Raw genomic sequence first — 19,548 nt, 5'->3', positions numbered from 1 at the left:
GAGGGCTTGCAGACGTGTCCGAGGCGGTGCCTCGGAGTACTGGACACCACGGTCGCTGTTTCCGACGGCCTGCGGCCATCGGTTACGATGCAATGTGACTACTCCGTCGTCATGGATCACCTTAATCACTTTTATCGTTTTTATCGCTTTTATCGCTTTTATCGCTTTGATCACTTTTATCACCTTGATCAATTTTATCACCTTGTAGTGCTTTATTACGTTTCCATGGATGCAAAGGTAATGCGGTGATTGCAGGGAAGCATTATCAACCGGGCAAGTGGAGGGGTATATTATGAACGGGGGATCAGGTGATTGAGGAGTGGATAATCGGCGGGGCACCAGTCTAGGGTGTTGAGATCTTGGGGGGCGAGCCATTGATGGGCGTTGTGCTCCTTTATTATATATATAGGTGGTGTGCTGGAAGGAATGCAATGGTAAAACATGAGTGTGATGAGGAAATCGGGGTACTGATGGTCGATGGTGGCGATGTGCTCCCCTACTTCGACTTCTAGCTCCATTTCTTCTATTAACTCGCGCCGCAGTGCTTCTTGGGGTGTTTCCCCGGGTTCAATCTTTCCCCCGGGGAATTCCCAATGATAGGATGTGTAGTCAAATGGTGTGGCCCCTCGCTGCATGCACAGGATTTTGCCGTCCCACTCTATCACTGCCGCTACTACATGAATGTGCTTCATAATCTTACTTGACAAGACTCATGTTGAAACTAATACCATAGTTGGTGTTAGTTGTGGGATAAGCAGTAGTAGAAACGAGCGGAGTGTTGACCTGATGATCAAAGTAAGCGCCAAGTGTGATGCGCTTGCTCATCTGGTAGTTTGCCGTGAATTTGATGCCAAATGTGCGTGTACCGCTAGTTGCCTGCGCCGTGTTGTCAAGGATCTTGCGGATGAGGGCATTGTTGTTGTTGAGCTGCAAGTCAAAGTTAAGAGTGAGGTCATTGCTCACGCCTTGCTGCTTGCCACCTTTCATCTTGAGTACAGAATTGAAATTGGCAATCTTGTAGCCAGCACCAATCACGAACGAGGTGGTATTGGCTTCGACAACTTGTCCCGCAGCGCTGTTAAGGGTGAGAGTGCGCGAGTCGCGGTACTCACAGTTGACGGTCATGCTATTGTTGAGCGTAGCATTGACGCCAATGAGCGGTGCAAATTTCTCGGTGACAGTAACCGACGAGATATTATAAGGCGAAGACGGGGTGGCACCGCCTGTGAGCGCGTCCTGTGTGAAACCAAGTCCCTTGCCGATGTCAACCCAATCGGTGAATGAGTTGAACGAACCTACCTGATAAGTACACTGGTAAGCATGAGTGAGTGTGAAGCTCTTGAAATACTTGGAGAAGAACGGAAGTTTTGACAATCCGTCATAGGTAACACGCCAGTTAGGCAAAATCTCCTTCAATGACGGGAACGGATTGAGGGTTACCTTGTTGGCATTCTTTCCCGAATAAGCCGCCATGAAAGCCGGGATGAGCACATCACTGCTCATGGGGTTAACACTTCCGTTCTTGGGATCGAACTCCTTGCCCGCGGTAATCGTGCCACGCAAGAATCCGCGGTCGGGATAAGTAGTGCCTATGTACTGATTCTGGAGTCGCTGCGCAATGATGGGAATATTGGCAAGGAACTCGTCAAAGACAGCGCTATGGTATCCGTTGCTGTTATTACCACGTGATGCAAAGACTGTGGCGATAGCCATGTGAGTCTTGGTGTAGTTACCGGCATAAAGCGTTCCCATGTCGTCATACATAAACTGCATCTGGCTAGTGCGGTTGTCGGTGCGGTTACCCGTAAGAGTCACCTTCAATCCCTTTACAGGTTCGAGCTGAACCTCGGCATTGAACTCTTGAGTCTTAGAGAACAGCGCAGGCGTAGTCATAGACTGGTCGCCGAGCAACCAACCACGGCTCTTGGCCTTATCAAGATAGCTTTCATCGACAAAACCAAAGGCGAAGTCAAGACCTGGAGCCATGACGTCGTAGTGAGTGCTCTGACCGAAGATATCACCAATCTCGGGAATAAACTGCGGGATGGACATGCTGCGCGTGCTGCGCCAACGCACGTTGACACTGCGCACGCTCATGAGGGCACGTGTGGTGTACTGCCCCAGTTCGCTCCAGAACGATTTGTCCTCGGTGAGATCCTCGGTGATGACAAACTTGATGCTCTTGTCGCCAGTGGTGAGAATCTCCACATTATTATTGTCCTTAACCTTGAAATTCACAGCAAACGGTTTGTTATCGGTCGTGGTGGCCGAAACCTTCACCTTCTTGACATTGAGGCTGTGCTTGATGATGAGCACAGAGTCGCTGTCGCTGTGCAGCTTGAACGTGCGCTGGAACTTCTTGGGCTTGACTTTCGTGTTTTTATCCTTGGGTCCCATCTTGTTGTTGGAAGAACTCGAGAACCTCTTGTTGACAGCTTGCAGGTAAGGAATCTTGTTGTAGAGCTGTTCCATGCTGAGACGGCAGTCGATGTTGAGCGACGACTGGTTAGCAATAGTGTTGCCCGAAGAGATGCCATCGATAACGGTACCACGATCCCATCGATAGGTAGAGTTATAGGTAGCCGAGGCATTGATAAAGCTCAAGATGGGTATAGCGCTGAACGGAGCCTTGTAACTTGCGGTGAACGACTGGTTGTAGGCCCACGGAGTTCCCAGGTCCTTAATACTTTGCCAAACCGAGTCACGCCAGTCGCGATAACGGTCGGGGAAGAGTTCCTTGTTGACTTGTCCGATGGGCTCGAGGATGTGTGCCGAGGTGTTGCTATTGAACGACATCGAGAGAGACTTGGTGAAGTTCCATGTGATAGCAAACTGACGATCCCACAAGAAATTCTTGCTCACCGACACAGGAAGTTCGACATTGATGCCCGTTTCGTTGCGAGTCTGCTGCTCGTAGTAGTAACGAGAGATATTGGTGTTGAACGCGATGCTAGTGGGCAGCCAACGCAACTCCCACTCGCGGAAGAACTTCATGTTCTTGTTCTTGGCGTCAACCATTTTCTTGAACGGAGAGAACGGTTTGACGTAAGGAGTCCAGCTATACTGCATGCTACCGCGATAGTCGTTAGTGTTTTCATACACATTGTCGGGGTCGTTGAGGTGCTGCTTATTAGATGAATAACTGAATGTGAAGTTGGCAGGGTCCCAAGGCATGGGGTTTTTGCTCTTCACGTCAAACTTCAGTCCCGACACGCTGAAACTCTTCACCGTGCGTTTAGTCTCGGCAAAGTTATTGATTGAGTCGCGCTGATGCTTATCCACACATGCTTCGAGAGCGTCCTCGAGAAGGATATCCTGGTCGAGGGGGTTATACTTGGGAGTAGTGGTCTCGTTGCTGTAAGAGTAATAGATGGGAGCATGGAGTTTCACCTTCTCGGGCAAGAAACGGCCGACATCGCCCTGCACAGCGATGTTATACTGGTTATAATTGTCCATGCGGCGCTGGCTGAGGCTCTCGTTCACGCCACCGAAGCCATAAGTTTCACGATGGAATCCCGCATTGACAGTGGCGATGTCGCTCAACGCAAGCGTAGCATTGGCCTTGGCAGCCCAGCCACCCTCATTGTCGAAGTCGGTGACACGCATCTCGTCGATCCACACGACACAATCCTTGGTTGTGGGAGCATTGTTGCGCACACCTATCAAGAGCACACGCACGTCGCTGAGCGAGGGATTACCCATGACAAAGACACGATGATTGGGGTGCTCGGGGTCTTGTTCCTGGTAACGCTGGAAATAAGACACATCGCCCGCCCCCATCAATTTCTCGGCATTGCGGTGCTTCTTAACATTGGTGAAGACGTCTAGGTCGATATCCATAGTGTTATTCTCGGGCCACACGCGCAGACGGTCCTGCGAGCTGTTGGTGTTGTAGCGTCCGGGAGCAGTGAGTTCAAGAGGAACCTCATACTCATAGTAGTTGTTCTTGATGTCAGAGCCAAGTCGCAAGAACACAGACACATCGCCATTCTTGAGATTGGTAACGTCGTCGATGAGAGCCTCACCGTGCACAAACATCTGCAATCGCTGGTAGATGCGCAGGTCGAGGCTGGTGTTGCGGTAAACGCCGCGTGCATCATCGGCCTGCAAGCCCTGTACCTTCATCTGCATTGACTGCTCGTTGAGCTGTGTGATTTGCGATTGACCAGAGTCAACGATACGCGACACGCCAGGAGGCAACACATAGTTGACAGGTTCGCGGCTAGCATTCTCCTCGATGTTGACCGAGTTGATGTTGATAGAACCAGTGGCAGGAGTCTCGCCGCGCAGGTTGAGATTGTAATCATAGTTGCGCCACTCGCCGCGCACAAGTTCGAGTGTAGCAAAACGCAAGTGGGTGGTCTCGCGGAATCCGGTCATGAACATACGCATGAAACGGATAGTAGAGAAGTCATTGATATTACCGATTTTCTTCTCATATTCCCTCAAGGGTATGCTGAACTGGTACCAAGTAGCTTCCTGATCCTTGCCGTCGCGAGTGCGCACCTTGGCCACCTGCTTATCGGTGATGTGGTTGAATCCCACCCGCAGCGAGTCGGGGTGTATGGCAACGCGATACTGGAAGTAGCGTTCATACTCGTTGAGAGTGTTGTCCTGGTTGATGTCCTCCACATCGGGCACGCTGCGTGCGCTCTGGTAGAGGCGGTCGGCCACGTCTTCCTGTGAGAGCGAGTTGCCCTCGGTGCCATTATATCTCTTGTAGCGTTCAAGGATAGAGAGTTTCTTCTCGTCGTAGTCATAACCACGGTAGAAGTGGTAATTGTCGCCCGCGGGGTCGTTGAGCGGCGAGAAAGGATCTTCTTCCATGGCATCAAGGGTGGCTTGAGGCAGAGTCTTTTTCAACTGGCCAACGAAAGTACTATATGCGCCGAAATTTTTCTCCTCGGCAGTAGAAAGTCCGTTGAGACCTACATCCTGCAAGGGACGGGAGTCGCTGCTAGTATCGAAGGCATAGGTCATCGAAGTCTGTGTTGAGACCTTGCCCCATGCTGTATCCTTTACATAGGTGGAATCGCCGTTGACAGGAAGTCCGTTCTCGTAACTCTTGAGTCCATCCTTGAGGATATCCTCGCTCACCTCTCCGAGGTTGAGATACAGGTAACCGCCATCGCGATTGGGATTATTCTCGTCCATGAAAGGATCGAGCAACCAGAACTGGATGTACTCGATGTTGGACTGCTCAAAGTTGGTGTTGTCAAGCTTGCGCATGATACCACCCCAACGCTTCTCGGGATTGAGAAGATTGCCATTATCATCAATATTGGTGGCGTCGAGGTTATAGGGACCACGTTCCTTGGGGTAGAACGAGAGGTTGAGGGTCTGCACGGTTGAAGACTCGCCGTAGTTGAGGTCACGTCCAGGGAACACCTCGCTGTAACTTACCTCACGCACGTAAGGGTTAGACAGTTGCTCAAGGTCGTTCTTGATGTAACCAGGCGCATAAGACGAGTTGCGCTGCGTGAACAAGCGGTCGATGTAGTACCACGCCAGGAGCGAACGGTTCTTACCGTAGTCCACATTATTAGACAAGGCAGCTTCGGGGAACAAAGCGCCTGAACCGCCGTCGTAAGGAGTTGATGCAAGGAACCATGCATAAGGCGAACGAAGGTCGATGCCCGACTGTGTTGACTCGAAGTCGTCGATATAACTACTACCGGCATTTGAACCAGTCTTGGCCTGATGAGGAATCAGCTGGGCAAACTCACCCTTGAATGAGAGCGATGACGGTGCAGTGGCATTGACCGTGGGAATCTTGTTGAGCAAATTGGTGAGCCACATGAACTTTGTGTTATAGTTCACATTTACACCCCAAATGGTGTTGTTGACGATTTCATCGCCTATGGCAACCTTCTCGGTAAGAGCTTTCTCGCCATAGTGCATCACGGTACCGCCTATATGGAAGTTCTTGTTGAACGCATAGTCGAGGTCGAGTCCCATGAGCGTCTTGCGCTGCATGCTGAATGTTGACTGATTCTCGAGCGAAACGCTGATGTTAGTTCCCGCATCGATGATGCTCTGATTTGTGATAGTCACCGTACCCATGTTGTAGTCGACGGTGTAGTCGCTGTTCTCGGTGAGGGTCACACCACCGGCTGTGACAACTACCGAACCGCGAGGCACGTTCATCGCATTGAGTTTGATGACGTTGCCCGACGATGCCTGGTATTCGCCGGCAAGGACAAACTTGTTCTTGTCCTGTACCTGACGCGCTGCGGTGAGCGTGGTGTCGTACAGTTCGTCGTAAACATATACCTTGGCAAGGGCCTCGTCATTAAGTTTCTTGCGCAAGTGGTCACCGAAGGGCTCTACTACGGGGAAAATGATCTTGCCCAGCGAGCTGTTCACGGTGTAATTCTCAATGTAGTCAAAGCGACCGTCCTTGTGGAACTCATTGTTGGCGTCGAGTCGGTCAAGGTTCATAACCTCAAGCAGTGGCACGCCATTGATTACGCCAGCAGGTATATAAGGCAGTTCGGTACCAGTGGTGTCGCTCAAGTACTTGATATCGAGCTTGAAGTTCTTTTTCTCAATCGAATAAGCGCCCAGCGAGTAGATGTTCTTCATCATGAGGTCCCACATGGGCTGGTCGGTTGAAGTGGTGGTACCCTTGAGCATCTTCACATATATTGACTGGTCGGTGGCAGTGATGTCGCCAGAGAACTCACCCACCTGGTAGGTGTTGCCACGGTAGGTATATTGGTAAGACACCGCCAGCACCTCGTCGCTGTTGAGAGCGGTCTTTAACTGGATATAACCCAGCGTTGAGTTGAGCGTGTATTCCGAAGATGACAGCAAGCGCGCGCTCTCAATCTTCTCATAATCCTTACCGCCTTCGAATCCGTAGGCCTTGAGAGGTTCAAGCGCAGTAGCCACCTGGCTGATGTAGCGGGCATCGGGATACTGTGTCTTGATCTCGTCGAGCAGGTTGTTCGATGAGTTGCTAGGATTGGGTGAGAAAGGATCAGGCTTCCAGTGAGAGTTGGCAAGGCGGCGGTTTTCACCCACGTCCTGGAACGCAATGAGGTTGCGTGACTCGCTGAAGTTGCTGCGCTTGTTGGTGATCCACACCTCCACACGGGTCACGTTGATGCCCGACGACACGAGCGGCAACTTCGAGCACCATGCATCGTAATTGTCACGGAAGAACTGCGACAGGAAGTAGTTGCGGTTTTGGTCATATTTGTCACCAGTCACATAGAACTTTGTGGTTTGTGCACCGCCCTTTGTGTTTACCGTCTGCGATTCACTGTTTTGCTGTGACACAAGTGCCGTGGCGGTGAGTTTGCCAAATTGTAATTTGGTCTTGACACCGAACAGAGCCGAACTACCGCGTATGAGCGACGAACCGGTGGTCATGCTCACGTTACCGGCCTCGATGTTCTTGATGATCTCGTCCTCCTTGCCGTCGTAGGCGAGTTTTAAGTTCTTATTGTCGAAATCAAAAGTCGCATCGGTGTTGTAAGTCATGTTGAACTTCATCTTGTCACCCACCGACGCTGCAATGGTTGCCTGGATTTTTTGGTCGAAGTCGAAATAGGTCTTGCGACGCGACTGCACGCTCAAAGCAGGGTTGTCGGTCTTGTTGCTCTTCACGCCCATGTTTACTATTACCGACCCCTGGGTCTTGAGCTGCACACCGCCAGGGCCGAAAATAGATTCAAGCGGACCAAGTCCAAACTGCATGTCGAGGAAGTTGAAGGGATTCTTTGCCTTTTCCTCGGCGCTCTCGGCATTCTTTTGCTTGTAGTATTCCTGCATTGACTGGCGAAGCGCGATATTGTTATATTCGTCGGAACTCAAGATAAACGGAGTGACGATATCGTTATCGCCCAGTTTGGTATGGATAACATAACATCCTGTCTCGGGGTCATACTCGGCCTCGGTCTTGATGTTAGAGGGGTCTTTTAGGTCAAGAGAGTATTCACCCGTAGCGCTCACGTCGTCATAGTTGCCGGGCACTGTGGGTCTCACGGTGAAAGGCAGCGACAGTGTGTCACGTGCCGAGCGAGGCTTGGGTTGCTGTTGCTGCACGGGTTGCACAGGTGGCGGTGGCGGCGGCGCGAGTTTTGATTGAACATATTGGGCAAAAGCCGAGTCATTGCCGAGGGCTATTGCTATCAAGCCCGCGACAACTACGAAAAACAATATTTTAAATTTTCGACCTGTCATTAATAAACCAACTTAGCACTAACAAACGTGATAATGCTAAAAAATATTAAAAATAACCATACTTCGCTCACGACGATGTCATTACATCATCTTGAGCGCTTTCTTAATTGCATCTTCTACCGAGATGTTAGGTTCTTGCTTAAAGAGCTTTTTCAGAGCCTTTTGCGACATCTGTTGGGTGAATCCCAGCATTACCAAAGCCGCCATTGCCTCCTCAAAGACAACTCCCGAAGCCTCGCCTGTTTCTTCTATTAACGTATCACCTGCCACTTTTATTTTGTCCTTGAGGTCAACAATTATGCGTTGGGCTGTTTTTGCCCCCACGCCTTTGACCGATTTCAGGACACTGGCGTTGCCCGAGGCGATGTTTTTCTCAAGTTCGACCGCTGGCAGCGATGAGAGAATCATGCGGGCCGTGTTCACACCCACTCCGCTCACGCTGATGAGCAGCAAGAACAGTTCACGCTCATGCTTGTCGGCAAATCCGTAAAGCAAGTGAGCATCCTCGCGTATTGCTTCATGCACATAGAGGCGAGCTACCTCCATCGACGGCAACTTTGCCAGTGCGTCGTAGGTTGACAGTGATATGTTTATCATGTAACCCAGGCCGTGGTTGTCGAGAACCACATAGGCCGGGTTGAGTTCGGCAATCGAGCCTTTTATATAGTCTAACATAATATTTATTAGTGTTTTACAATTAACTTTGCTGTTTTCTTGCAATGTCCAGCGTTGACTACGACAATGTATATGCCGCTGTCCAGCACATCACTCATGGTGATGTGTGAGTCGCCACACACTGTGGTTATAGCCACTGCCCTACCCTGCATGTCGAGCAGCACCACGGTGGCAGGGTTGTCGCCGATGCCTGCAACCGCGAAGTCTCCGTTGCAAGGATTGGGCGCTACCGTTATGTTTTCGGTATGTATAGCCTGTACCGATGCCTCGTGCTGCACATGTTTAATAGCTGCATTTATGTCGAGCTTTCCTGCTCCCCATCGTGCTGCGTCGCCTGCGGTGACATAAGCGTCGCGCACCGAAGTGGCGGTGAGCATTTCACGCACCTCGTGTGGCGACAAGTCTGGCTTAATTTCTAGGCACAGGGCTATGGTTCCCGTCACCACCGGGGTGGACATGCTGGTGCCGTAGTGCGATGCATAGGGGTAATACACGCCATCGACTGTCACACCGGGAGCACGCAACGTTGTCCCCAAAGCGCTTATGGAGTCATATCGGCTAGCCGACGACACGAGGACAAAGCCTGGAGCCACGACATCGGGACGAGCCATGCCGCGCATGTCGGGACCGTAACTCGAGAAATAGGCTATATCTTCAAGCACAGCGCGCGAGTTGAGCAGCTGCGTGCCGTCTTCCAGAGGTCTGAACCTGCGGGTGCAGTAGGCACCCACCGAGATTGCGCTGTCGCCTGTGGCTAGGTCACTTATCGACATCGATGTCATGCCTGTGGACATGCCGCTGATGTTGCTGCGCGTGAACACAAGTCCGCTGCCTGCCCACGAGCACACGCGCTCGCCGTCGCCTGCGGTCAATTTAAGTCCTAGCACGATATCGTCACTGGCGGGTTTCACATTGATTTCGGCCAAGGTGTGGTAATGTCCGTTGCAGCTCTCCACCGCATTTGATGCCTCGATTTTGCCATCGCTGAAATACTGTGCAAACCGAGGATCGCTATTGCTGTCGAGTATCACAGATTCCTCATCGGGTGCAAGTTGGGGCACTTCCCACGAATAAAGCGTTTTTCCTGTCGATTTAGACACAGCGGTAAATATGGCGGTGTGCTGTTTTTCACTTAACGACCACATCGACACAAATCCCGGAGTCCACCCTTGCGCATCGGCATAAGGTGCTATTGTGGTGTAGATAGTGTCGTTGCGGGAAAACGAGTGGTCTATCACGTGCTTGCGATGTCCGTTGTTGGCCGCCGATACCACGCAGATGCGTCCTGGTCCCGACAGTTCGTCAAAGGTGCGGCACAGTTCCGAAGTGCCATCATGAGGGCCTTCCTCCGAGCCGATGCTCATATTGATAACCGCAGGCATGTTGTGACGCTTCGCCACGTCAAAGATATACCGAACCGAGTTGGCAACATTCACGTCAGTGAGCATGCTGTCGGGCATAGCACATATCACGAGGTGTGCGCCGGGCGCTACGCCATGCAGTCCGTTGCCCTTGTAGCTGCCCGCTGCAGTGCCGGTGGTGTGTGTGCCATGCGACATCGAAGGATTGTCGGTGGTGAGAAGGGCTATCTGCTCGGGAGTATCGTAATGGCTGCCCGGCAATGTGTAGCCATCGACCACTGGCGCGATGCCTTCAACGTAGGCAGGCAAATAGGCGGCAATCACGCGCGAACGGCCTTGCTCGTCGCACAGGTTTATGTGATTGAAGTCCACACCAGTGTCAATCATGCCCACAATAACTCCCTTGCCAGTATAGGCAGCCTCTGCATTGGTGCCGGTCATGAAATCGGGGAAATCTGAATAGATGCGCGCGCTGTCATTAGTCACCCACACGCGGTGAGCCACTTCCATAGCACGCACACCGTCCATCGACGCCACATCGTGCAACCGGCATGCCGGCAAGCTCACAGTAGCCACATTGCCGGTCACACCATGCACCTCGGCCCCAGCAGCCTCAAGGCTGTCGATTGCAGAGGGGCTAACAAGGGTGACAAACGCACCCACACGCTGCTTGTCGGACATAGCCATGCGTGAACGGGCTCCTAGTCCATGGCGAGGCGAGGCATATAGCGCCACGGCTGCTGCCAGCACTATTGTAAATAAATATCTCATTGAAGCATAATGTTTACCAAAGCATTTATATCTTCCACGTCAACATCGTCGTTTCCTGCCACATGGGCACGGCCATAGTAGCGGTCGGGGTCATCACCGCCCAGCATGATATTCGCAAGCACGTTAAGGTCAACGATATCAACCTCACCATCGCCATTCACATCGCCGCGAGCCTTGTTGTATTCCCGCAAGATGAGTTCAATTCCGCCTTTGGCGTTGATATATCCGTGCTCACCCATCTGCGGTGTGTAGGCATAGGGCGGCCTTGCTGTGCTTGCCATTACTTCCTTGATCTGCGCCACATTGAGCGACGGGCAAGCCTGCAGCCACAGTGCCACAATGCCGGTCACGCAAGGAGCCGACATCGATGTGCCCGACTTGACGTACCAGTACTCATAGGTGCCATTCACAGCGAGTCGCTGCGAGTATGACGACTTGCTGCAATTATAGTTGCTCACACTCGACACCACCTGTACGCCAGGAGCAAGGATAAAGGGATGCACCACGCCATTCAGGTCGGTGCCGTAACTTGAGAAACGTCCCATGGAGCCTAGCGAATAACCTGTGCTATAATAGTGTCCGGCATTGGGATAGGTAGTTCGGGCTGCACATGCGCCCACCGATATCGTGTGCTTGCCCGTAGCCATGTCGCTGATCGATATCAAGTCATTGCCATCTGAAAATCCGGGGAGGTTCTCCGATGAGAACGACGCGTTGTTGTTCACGTCCCACACATCTACCTCACCGTCCTCGGCACCGTCGATTGTGAATGCAAGCGCCCTGCCCGAAGTCGTTCTTGCCGCATGCTTGACATATATGCGGTACTTGCCGTTAATCTTATCCACTCCTTGTGTCACATACAAGAAACCCGACGCATACTCGCTCAACACCGGGTCATTGCCCAGGTTGATCACCGTGTCGCCTGGTATGGGTGTCCCGGTGCACACTATTGCGTCTTGGGAGCTATCGTAGATACTATAAGTTATTGACAGCGGTGACTCGGTGCGTGACCACACATCTATCTCCGAGCTATTAGAGGTGCTAACTCCCATAACGCTGCTGAGCGAATGGTCCTGAGCCGTAAACACCTTGTGCATATATCCGCCCTTGCCAGCCTCGTTGCCAGCCGAGAGCACAAATATCACGCCATATTTCTCTGCCAGTTCGTCTATTGTGCGAGCGAGGATTCCTGTGCCGTCGTGCGGGCCGTCATGATTACCCAGACTCATGTTGATCACGCAAGGGCGTCCCACGCTGTGGGCATAGTGCGCGATATATCGAGCTGACACTCCCACTGTATAATCATCAAGCATATTGTTAGGTATGCCAGCAATCACAATCTCAGCTCCGGGAGCCATGCCGCCATAGTCACCCACAAGCGAACCGGCAGCAATGCCCGTGGTGTGGCAACCATGCGACATCGCCTTGTCGTCGGTAGTGAGTTTAGCAATCTGCTCGGGCATGGTATAGTCACATCCGGGCAAAGTGTCGCCATCTATCACCACCATTCCGCCGTCAGATCCAGCGGGATGATAGACGCGGCTGATGCGGCTCTTGCCATTAGCGTCCTTGAACGCCGGGTGGTTGTACTCGATACCGCAGTCCACCATACCCACGATCACTCCTGTGCCATCATAAGCCATGGGCAATCCTTTTCCGGCAAGGATATCATTAACGTGAGTGTTGCTGCGTGCCGAGTCGCAGTGCAGGTGCAGGCGCGATGACGCCGACACTGCCTTCACCCCAGGCAACGAAGCAAGACGCACCAGTGCCTCGGGCGATGCCTCTACTGCAACTAGGTTGCCGAAGCGTGACGCAATCCTCACACCACTCGCACGCAACTGTGCCACCCCTGCCTCATCGGCCGATACAAATGCCTGGATATTGCGGCTTGCGCCAGCAGGATTACACACGGCGGCATCACGCATCACAGCACTGCGCAACGCAGGCGACAACTTCGACTGTGCACAAGCACCCACAGCCACCCATGCAGCCAGTATCATCAAAAGAACTTTCTTCATAAAATTTCAGCAAATCGTTTTAAACTACAAAGATACAACAATTTGACGAAAAACGAAGAACGAAGAACGAAAAATATCGTAAAGAACGTAAATAACGTAAATAACAAAATAGGACGAAAGATGAACTGGCTCTCTTTTGATTTGGTCGTGGGCTATTTTTTGGGGCTGTGTTTGCCAGGTTTCGGTAAAAAATATTAACTTTGCGAAAAATTAACCACTATTATGACAAAAACCTACACAAAAGGCGACTACAAGCGGTTGAGCGACCGCATACGCAAGGGCCCGGAACATGTGAGCGCCGATGACTACGAGATGCTACATGCGCTGCGTCTCACCTACAAGGAACCCATGGCTACGGTGTTTAACACCGTTGAACGCATGGCGCACAGCATCGACCCTGACTGCATCTGCACTTACCGCATAAAACGCTTTGAATCAATCATAAGCAAACTGTGCCGTTTCCCCGACATGGAGGTGCAACGCGCTGCCGACCTGGCAGGATGCCGATGCATCATGACACGGCTCGACCAGGTGCTCGAACTCTATGACAGAATTAAGAAAAACGAGCACTTGCTACCCTTTGCTATCAAGGGAAAACCCAACAACTACATCGAGAATCCCAAGGAGGACGGCTACCGCTCAATACATCTCAACGTGCAGATGAAAGATGAGAGCAAAAAAGTGGTGGAGATACAGCTGCGATGCATCGAGATGCACAACTGGGCCACCCTCGTTGAAATATCGGACGTCATCTTCCAGGCCAAACTCAAAGAATACGGCTCGAAAGTCAATCCTGACCTTTTCCGCCTGCACCAACTGCTCTCGAAGAAAGATGAGGACCTCACTACCGCAGATTATCTCGAAATTGCACAGATATCAAAGAAATACCGCTACATGGAACGCGTGGGCGGAATTTTCTCGACCAACGGCATCGAGATGCGCCAGCAATGGAACAAGATGAAACTCAAGAACAAGAGGTTCTTCCTCATCTCCACCGGCAGCGACGGCAAGCCCGAGTTTGCAGCGTTTGAAAACTTCGACGAGGCCGAGCGCAACTACTTCGAGTGGTTCACCAACAACGAGAAGAACAGCAACATCGTGCTCACCCGCCTGCGCCACACCGACTTCAACAAGATAAGCATTGCCTACTGTAACTATTTCCTCACCTACAATGCTTCGATGCTGCGCATTCTCAAGGCAGTGGCAATGAGCACTGTGGATATCTACAACCGCCACAAGCTCTCGGAGTTCAGGACCGCCTATCCGCTGTTCTGGAAAATCGTTTACATCTGGCTGGGCGACAAAATCAAGGAAATAGACTATTTCAATAATGACAAGGACGTGCGCAAGTCGTTCAAGAAACGCAACGAGTGGACGGTCTCAATCCAGAACAGCTTCCGCGACGTGAACGGCATCATCAAGACCATGCAGTCGTCGTTTAACCACGGGTGGACCTATTTCTTCCTGCAACGCTTCAAAAAACGCGTGGACCGCGCAGCCAACAAGAGACTACACGAAATGCAATCTGTTTCTTAAAAAGTTTAAGAGTTTAAAAGTTTAAGAATAAACAACTACAATGAAGAATTTATTTTTACTATTGCTTGCCATAACATGTGTCGCTGGAGCACAAGCCCGCGGTCTCAAGGGCAAGACCATCTACCTTAACCCTGGCCACGGCGGCTACACCACTGGCGACCGCCCCACTGCCACCATCAACCACGAGTACATGGACACGTTGAGCTTTTATGAGACGCGTTCCAACCTGTGGAAAGCGCTCGAGACAGCCCGACACCTCAAGCAAGACGGCGCACATGTGATAATGAGCCGCACTCGCAGCGGATATGTGACACAGGCACAAATGGAACAGGGCATCCTCAATGAGAACCAGGAGAGTCATGCGCTGCCTTCACAGGACAAAGTGGATACCCGCTTCAACCAGGTGGAAACCGCACGCGACGAGTACGGACAGCAACAAATCGTGGGACTAGAACGTATTGCCTGCCAGGTTGACTCTATCAAGCCCGACTACTTCTTGTCAATGCACAGCAATGCCCACACTAACGGCAGCACCGTCAACTACCTGCTCATGCTCTTCCGCGGCGAGACCGGCAAGCCCTACTATGAGAACAGCGACTCGATGGCTCGCGTGATGTGGCCTTACGCCTTCGACAACCCGCTTTCTACATGGAGCCACTATGCTGCCGACAAACCCTGCGTCGTGGGCGACATCAGCTGGATGGGCGGCACTCCCCCGGGAACCCCTAACCGCACTGGCGCCACAGGCTACTATGCAGTGCTCAAGTTCAATGCGCCTGGATTTCTCGTGGAAGGTTCGTTCCACACCTACGACCCCGAGCGCCAACGTCTGCTCAACCCCGACTACTGCCGCCTTGAGGGCCTGCGCTACTACCGCGGCATTCGCGCCTACTTCGGCGGCAAACCCGAGAAGGTGGGCTATCTTGCCGGGGCTGTGAAGAGTGCGACCGAGGTTATGGATCATCCACGCTACACCTATCGCGAGGGCAGCGACGACCAGTGGAAACCCATCAACGGCGCCATGGTCTATCTCCTGGACTCTCGCGGAGTCACTGTGCGTGCCTATCGCACCGACGGCGAGTGGAACGGCATCTTCGCCTTCTTCGGCCTCAAGCCAGGCAAATACACCCTGCGATATGAAGCCCGCGGATATGAGACCATGACAGAACAGGTGGTAGTAAAAGCCGACAACACCACCTATGTCCTTCCCAAGCTGGAACAAAAGAACGCTACACGATAAGGCATTTAGACATTAAAACGAGGGCGACGGTTGTTGAAACTGTCGCCCTCGTTCATTTATTGAATATAGGATTAGTCGCTCAGCAATACTTGCATAATTGCATTGATGTCGGTCACATCGACGCTATTGTCAGAGTTCACGTCGGCACGGCCGCCATAATTCGATGCGTTATCCTTTCCAAGGAGGATCTTAACGATAATGTTGATGTCGGTGATATCAACATCGCCGTCGAGATTCACGTCGCCAGGCTCGCCAGCTCTGCCGCGCTTAACCACAGTGAGCGACTTCTTAGCAGGAGTAGTGCTCTCGTTGACATCGCTGGGCATAGCATAGATACCCACATTCTTACCGGCAACGATAAGGTTGCCGCCATAGTCAAACGCCATCTGGTAAACGCTTTTTATTGAATTGCTCTCCACATAACAGATATCTGCACCATATTCATAAACCTTGCTCAGACTTAATGTCGGTTTATTAGCATCCCAAACAATATTATAGACATTCAACTTACCATCTGACGTATTAAGGACTAACTTAGTTTTATCTTTACTAACAGCAAATCCAGAACCGCCAGAGCCAGGTATGATTTCATTATCATTACCAGAATTATACTTGACATTACCATTTTTGTCAACATAAACAAGTGAAGGAACACTTGTGTTGTTTTGTCCGTTAAAACGAGTCTGAGCCACCCAGATGTTACCCTCATCATCGGCAACCACATTACCATTACCATTAGCCTCTAAAGAACTAATATTGTAAGTGAACGAGGGTGCTTGATTCCAGTATTGTGCCTCGCCTATATCGTAACGATGAACATTATTCTTGGGTGACAGGTCTTCATTATATACATACATCTTTGTACTAGCACCCGTGCCTTGTACCCAAACCGAAGGACTAGAACCTGCTACACCAGCACCTGCTGCATTTGTAAGCAATCCTGTGCTTGTACGTGTAAGGGGACCATCGGCATTGCGGAAGAATGTTTGGAAACCAGCGCTGTAATTTGCGGGGTCAAGCATGAACACACCCGACTGAGCATCACCAAAATCAGGAACATATACTTTGCCATTACCTCCCACTGTGATTCGCAAGTTTTTGTTAAACTTGTAACCATCACTACGTTTATTTATGGCAGTACTATTAACGCGTGTCCAATCAGGGTTATAAATATACAAACCATTCTTATCAGACAATCGTGTTGTGGTCCATTCATCAACATAGATATTACCGAAGTGAGGACTCTCGGGTGAGTTGTCCACTGCTACCGAAGCGTTTGTATAGCTCCAGTTTGTGTCGCTGTTGAGGCGCTTGAACTCGGTGATGGGGAATCCCTTGAGGGTGATAGCCCATGTGAGTTCCTGGCCGGGGTTGCCGGGAAGTTCTTCGTTGGCCACAGTGACTGTGTTGCAGCCCTCTACGATGCCCTTGAGTTGTTTAGAACCCACCTCGGTGCCTGTTGCAGCGTCATAGAAGGTGAGGAATGCCTCGCGAGCGTTGTTGTTGGCAACAAACGAGAAGTTGTAAGCGTCATCTTCGTCGCTATTGGTCACGTTGAGGTTATAAGCATAAATGCCCTTGAGCACCTCGCTAGGTTCGGGATCGGGGTCTGGATCAGGATCAGGAATGTTAGAGTCGGTAGTGAAACGCACGATGCTGTTGTCGCCAGTGAGATAAGCATTGACAACCATGCCGTCAACCCATGCGCCAGCTCCGTTGTAAGATGCTGTTGCCACTGCCGACGAAGCAGGAACGTCGGTATTGGTTGACTTCACAAGTTTTGCACTGTTCAGACCATCCGATACGTCGAGAAGCTTGATGCCGCTTGTCTTGCCGTAAGGAGCAACCATGACGTGGAAGCCCGACAAATTCACGAAACTCAAGCCTGCACCATTCACGCCGTGAGTAGCAGGCAGGTAGGTGTAAGCTGTGGGGACCCCAGCTGCCACTGTGGGCATTTCAAACTCTGCAACCTTGCCGTTGCTGCTGCCTAGGATATAATTTTTTGAATTATTGGGCGAAACAGCGAGAGCAAGTCTTGCGCCTACAGCCACATCGCCCATAGTAGTGCCAGAGAACTCGGCATTGGTGTTAGCATGCCATGTCTTGGTCACAGTACCGTTAGCAACAGTGACATTAGTGAATCGTATCGCACGAGAAGAAGATGACGTGACTGCTGTGATAGCCACGGTGCACAATGTCGATGAACCATTGACAGCAACTGCATAACCCATGTCGGCATTATAGTAGTTGCCCGAGTGTTGTGTTGTGAAGAACTGACGGGGAGTTGCATCGAGACTATCCCAAATGTAAGAATACAACGTTCCTCGCTCATAGCCTGCAGCAACCTGCGAATCGTCTGATGAGTTACGCACGCTCGACACACTCACGAGTTTGCCATCTTGGGTCAATGCGATTGAGCCTATCTGGTTGTAGAAACCGGGATTGGTCTCGTTCTTGTAGATACCCTCGGTGCTGATAGCTGTGGCTTGCTTGGTCTTGTTGTCAACCACATAGAGGTGGGCATCCTTGCCGCTGTGACTGAGCACGATGGTGTTGTCCTCCTGCTGGAGAGTCTGCATCACGGCGCCCTCGATAGCAGCATAGGTTGTGCCTGCATCTTGCGTGAAGGTATATTCCTCGAGCGATGTCACATCGAGGTGCATCTTGGCGTATGACGTTTCGTTGGCCTTCACTGTGATTTCAACGGGACTGCTTGTTGCATGACCTGGGTGTGAAGCCACAAGCTGGTAGGTGCCCGGAGCCACGTCGAAGAACGAGAACACACCGTTCCATTCCTGGTCGGTGGTATAGGTCGCAACCTCATTGCCGTCCTTCATGAGCTTTACAATAGCGCCGTTGAGAGGCACAAACTGGTCATCGGTGCCGGCACGGTAAGTGTAGAGGCTGTGGTTCATCACCTCGACGGCATCTTTAACAGTACCTAGGATTGCACCCGTCTTGAGAGTGGGTAATCCGAAGTACGCGCCTATGCCGCGTGCCTCGCGCAGACCCTCGTGGCGGTCGTAGTCAAAGTTGAGCGCACGATGGCGTGCGGGGGGATAAGAGTGGAAAAATCCCTCGAGCAGATAGCCCGGAGTGCCATGTTTGAGCACGCCCAAGTAGCCTGTATAAGACTTGCCATTGCTGCGTGTAGCAGTGCTTGAGCTGCCATAGAACGAGATGTCACCCCTGATGTAAGCTGTAGTTCTAGACAGCGGTTCCACTTCGTCCATGAAATGGTAGGGGAAATTGGTCTCTGCCATAGCCTTGCTGCCTGAGACATAGTCGCTAGCATCGGTACCACGATAGAGATAGGTAGAATAGTTGACGAGTGTGTTGCTGCTACCATCGCTGTGTGAAGCCACAAACATGTCGAAGTTACCAGCCTCGACCTCCTCACAAATTTCAGAGAGATTGCGATTATACTTGGTACTTGACTCCGAGTTAGTGGGCCACGGCCCGTTCTTGGTGCGTGAGAACACGATGTTTTCCTTCTTCACGCCCATCTGCTGCAGGGCGTGGCCTATGTAGAGCGAGCGTGGCAATGTGCCGCGGCCCTCATAAAAGCCCAGAGTGTCATTGAGCGAAGTGGTGTTGGGGTGAGCGATAGTGTTCATCGGGCGGTCATTTGACGTGAAAGAGCCATGACCGGGGTTGAGGTAGATGCGCAACTCCTCGGCAGTCTTGGCCTGGAGCGCACTTGCTGCAACGAGTGCAGCGGCTGCAAGTAATAATGATTTCTTCATAGCTG

The 19,548-nt window shown here is 51.5% G+C and carries 9 protein-coding genes; 2 read left to right on the top strand and 7 right to left on the bottom strand.

The features are described 5' to 3' along the window. From ACKI3C_RS06555 to ACKI3C_RS06530, 6 genes are all read right to left on the bottom strand, one after another. Window positions 1-192 (bottom strand): hypothetical protein (locus ACKI3C_RS06555; protein ID WP_407403268.1); only part of this gene is annotated, 192 nt, incomplete at its 3' end. 98 nt (window positions 193-290) lie between these two features. After that, window positions 291-692, bottom strand: coding sequence for a (deoxy)nucleoside triphosphate pyrophosphohydrolase (locus tag ACKI3C_RS06550; protein ID WP_407403266.1), 402 nt, complete (start codon window positions 690-692; stop codon window positions 291-293). Window positions 693-696: 4 nt separating this feature from the next. After that, window positions 697-8,166 carry a cell surface protein SprA gene (gene sprA, locus ACKI3C_RS06545; RefSeq protein WP_407403264.1) on the bottom strand — a complete coding sequence of 2,490 codons (7,470 nt, stop codon included), beginning with the start codon at window positions 8,164-8,166 and terminating at the stop codon, window positions 697-699. 105 nt (window positions 8,167-8,271) lie between these two features. Then, window positions 8,272-8,865: a Holliday junction branch migration protein RuvA gene (gene ruvA / locus ACKI3C_RS06540; protein ID WP_407403262.1), complete on the bottom strand. Its 594-nt coding sequence runs from the start codon at window positions 8,863-8,865 to the stop codon at window positions 8,272-8,274. A gap of 8 nt (window positions 8,866-8,873) precedes the next feature. After that, window positions 8,874-10,997 (bottom strand): S8 family peptidase, encoded by a 2,124-nt coding sequence (locus ACKI3C_RS06535; RefSeq protein WP_407403260.1) that lies wholly within the window; start codon window positions 10,995-10,997, stop codon window positions 8,874-8,876. After that, window positions 10,994-13,018 (bottom strand): S8 family serine peptidase, encoded by a 2,025-nt coding sequence (locus ACKI3C_RS06530; RefSeq protein WP_407403258.1) that lies wholly within the window; start codon window positions 13,016-13,018, stop codon window positions 10,994-10,996. The genes ACKI3C_RS06535 and ACKI3C_RS06530 overlap by 4 nt, the downstream gene beginning before the upstream one ends. A 222-nt stretch (window positions 13,019-13,240) precedes the next feature. Here ACKI3C_RS06530 and ACKI3C_RS06525 point away from each other — a divergent pair, with 222 nt between their 5' ends. Both ACKI3C_RS06525 and ACKI3C_RS06520 read left to right on the top strand, forming a co-directional pair. Continuing rightward, window positions 13,241-14,554 carry a RelA/SpoT domain-containing protein gene (locus ACKI3C_RS06525; RefSeq protein WP_407403256.1) on the top strand — a complete coding sequence of 438 codons (1,314 nt, stop codon included), beginning with the start codon at window positions 13,241-13,243 and terminating at the stop codon, window positions 14,552-14,554. Window positions 14,555-14,594: 40 nt separating this feature from the next. Beyond that, window positions 14,595-15,794 (top strand): N-acetylmuramoyl-L-alanine amidase, encoded by a 1,200-nt coding sequence (locus ACKI3C_RS06520; protein WP_407403254.1) that lies wholly within the window; start codon window positions 14,595-14,597, stop codon window positions 15,792-15,794. 71 nt (window positions 15,795-15,865) lie between these two features. Here ACKI3C_RS06520 and ACKI3C_RS06515 read toward each other — a convergent pair whose 3' ends face one another. Further along, complete coding sequence (locus ACKI3C_RS06515; RefSeq protein ID WP_407403252.1) at window positions 15,866-19,543, bottom strand: carboxypeptidase regulatory-like domain-containing protein; 3,678 nt, start codon at window positions 19,541-19,543, stop codon at window positions 15,866-15,868. Window positions 19,544-19,548: the final 5 nt, after the last annotated feature.

Source organism: Sodaliphilus sp., assembly GCF_045598405.1.
GTDB lineage: Bacteria > Bacteroidota > Bacteroidia > Bacteroidales > Muribaculaceae > Sodaliphilus > Sodaliphilus limicaballi.
Note: the sequence above shows the minus strand (reverse complement) of the source record. Positions and strands in the feature narration are given on the sequence as shown.

Bases quoted from the DNA above. Each gene is read 5' to 3' on its own strand.
- ACKI3C_RS06525 (WP_407403256.1), top strand. From the start codon at position 13,241: ATGACAAAAACCTACACAAAAGGCGACTACAAGCGGTTGAGCGACCGC.
- ACKI3C_RS06530 (WP_407403258.1), bottom strand. From the start codon at position 13,018: ATGAAGAAAGTTCTTTTGATGATACTGGCTGCATGGGTGGCTGTGGGT.
- ACKI3C_RS06515 (WP_407403252.1), bottom strand. From the start codon at position 19,543: ATGAAGAAATCATTATTACTTGCAGCCGCTGCACTCGTTGCAGCAAGT.
- ruvA (WP_407403262.1), bottom strand. From the start codon at position 8,865: ATGTTAGACTATATAAAAGGCTCGATTGCCGAACTCAACCCGGCCTAT.
- ACKI3C_RS06520 (WP_407403254.1), top strand. From the start codon at position 14,595: ATGAAGAATTTATTTTTACTATTGCTTGCCATAACATGTGTCGCTGGA.
- ACKI3C_RS06550 (WP_407403266.1), bottom strand. From the start codon at position 692: ATGAAGCACATTCATGTAGTAGCGGCAGTGATAGAGTGGGACGGCAAA.
- ACKI3C_RS06535 (WP_407403260.1), bottom strand. From the start codon at position 10,997: ATGAGATATTTATTTACAATAGTGCTGGCAGCAGCCGTGGCGCTATAT.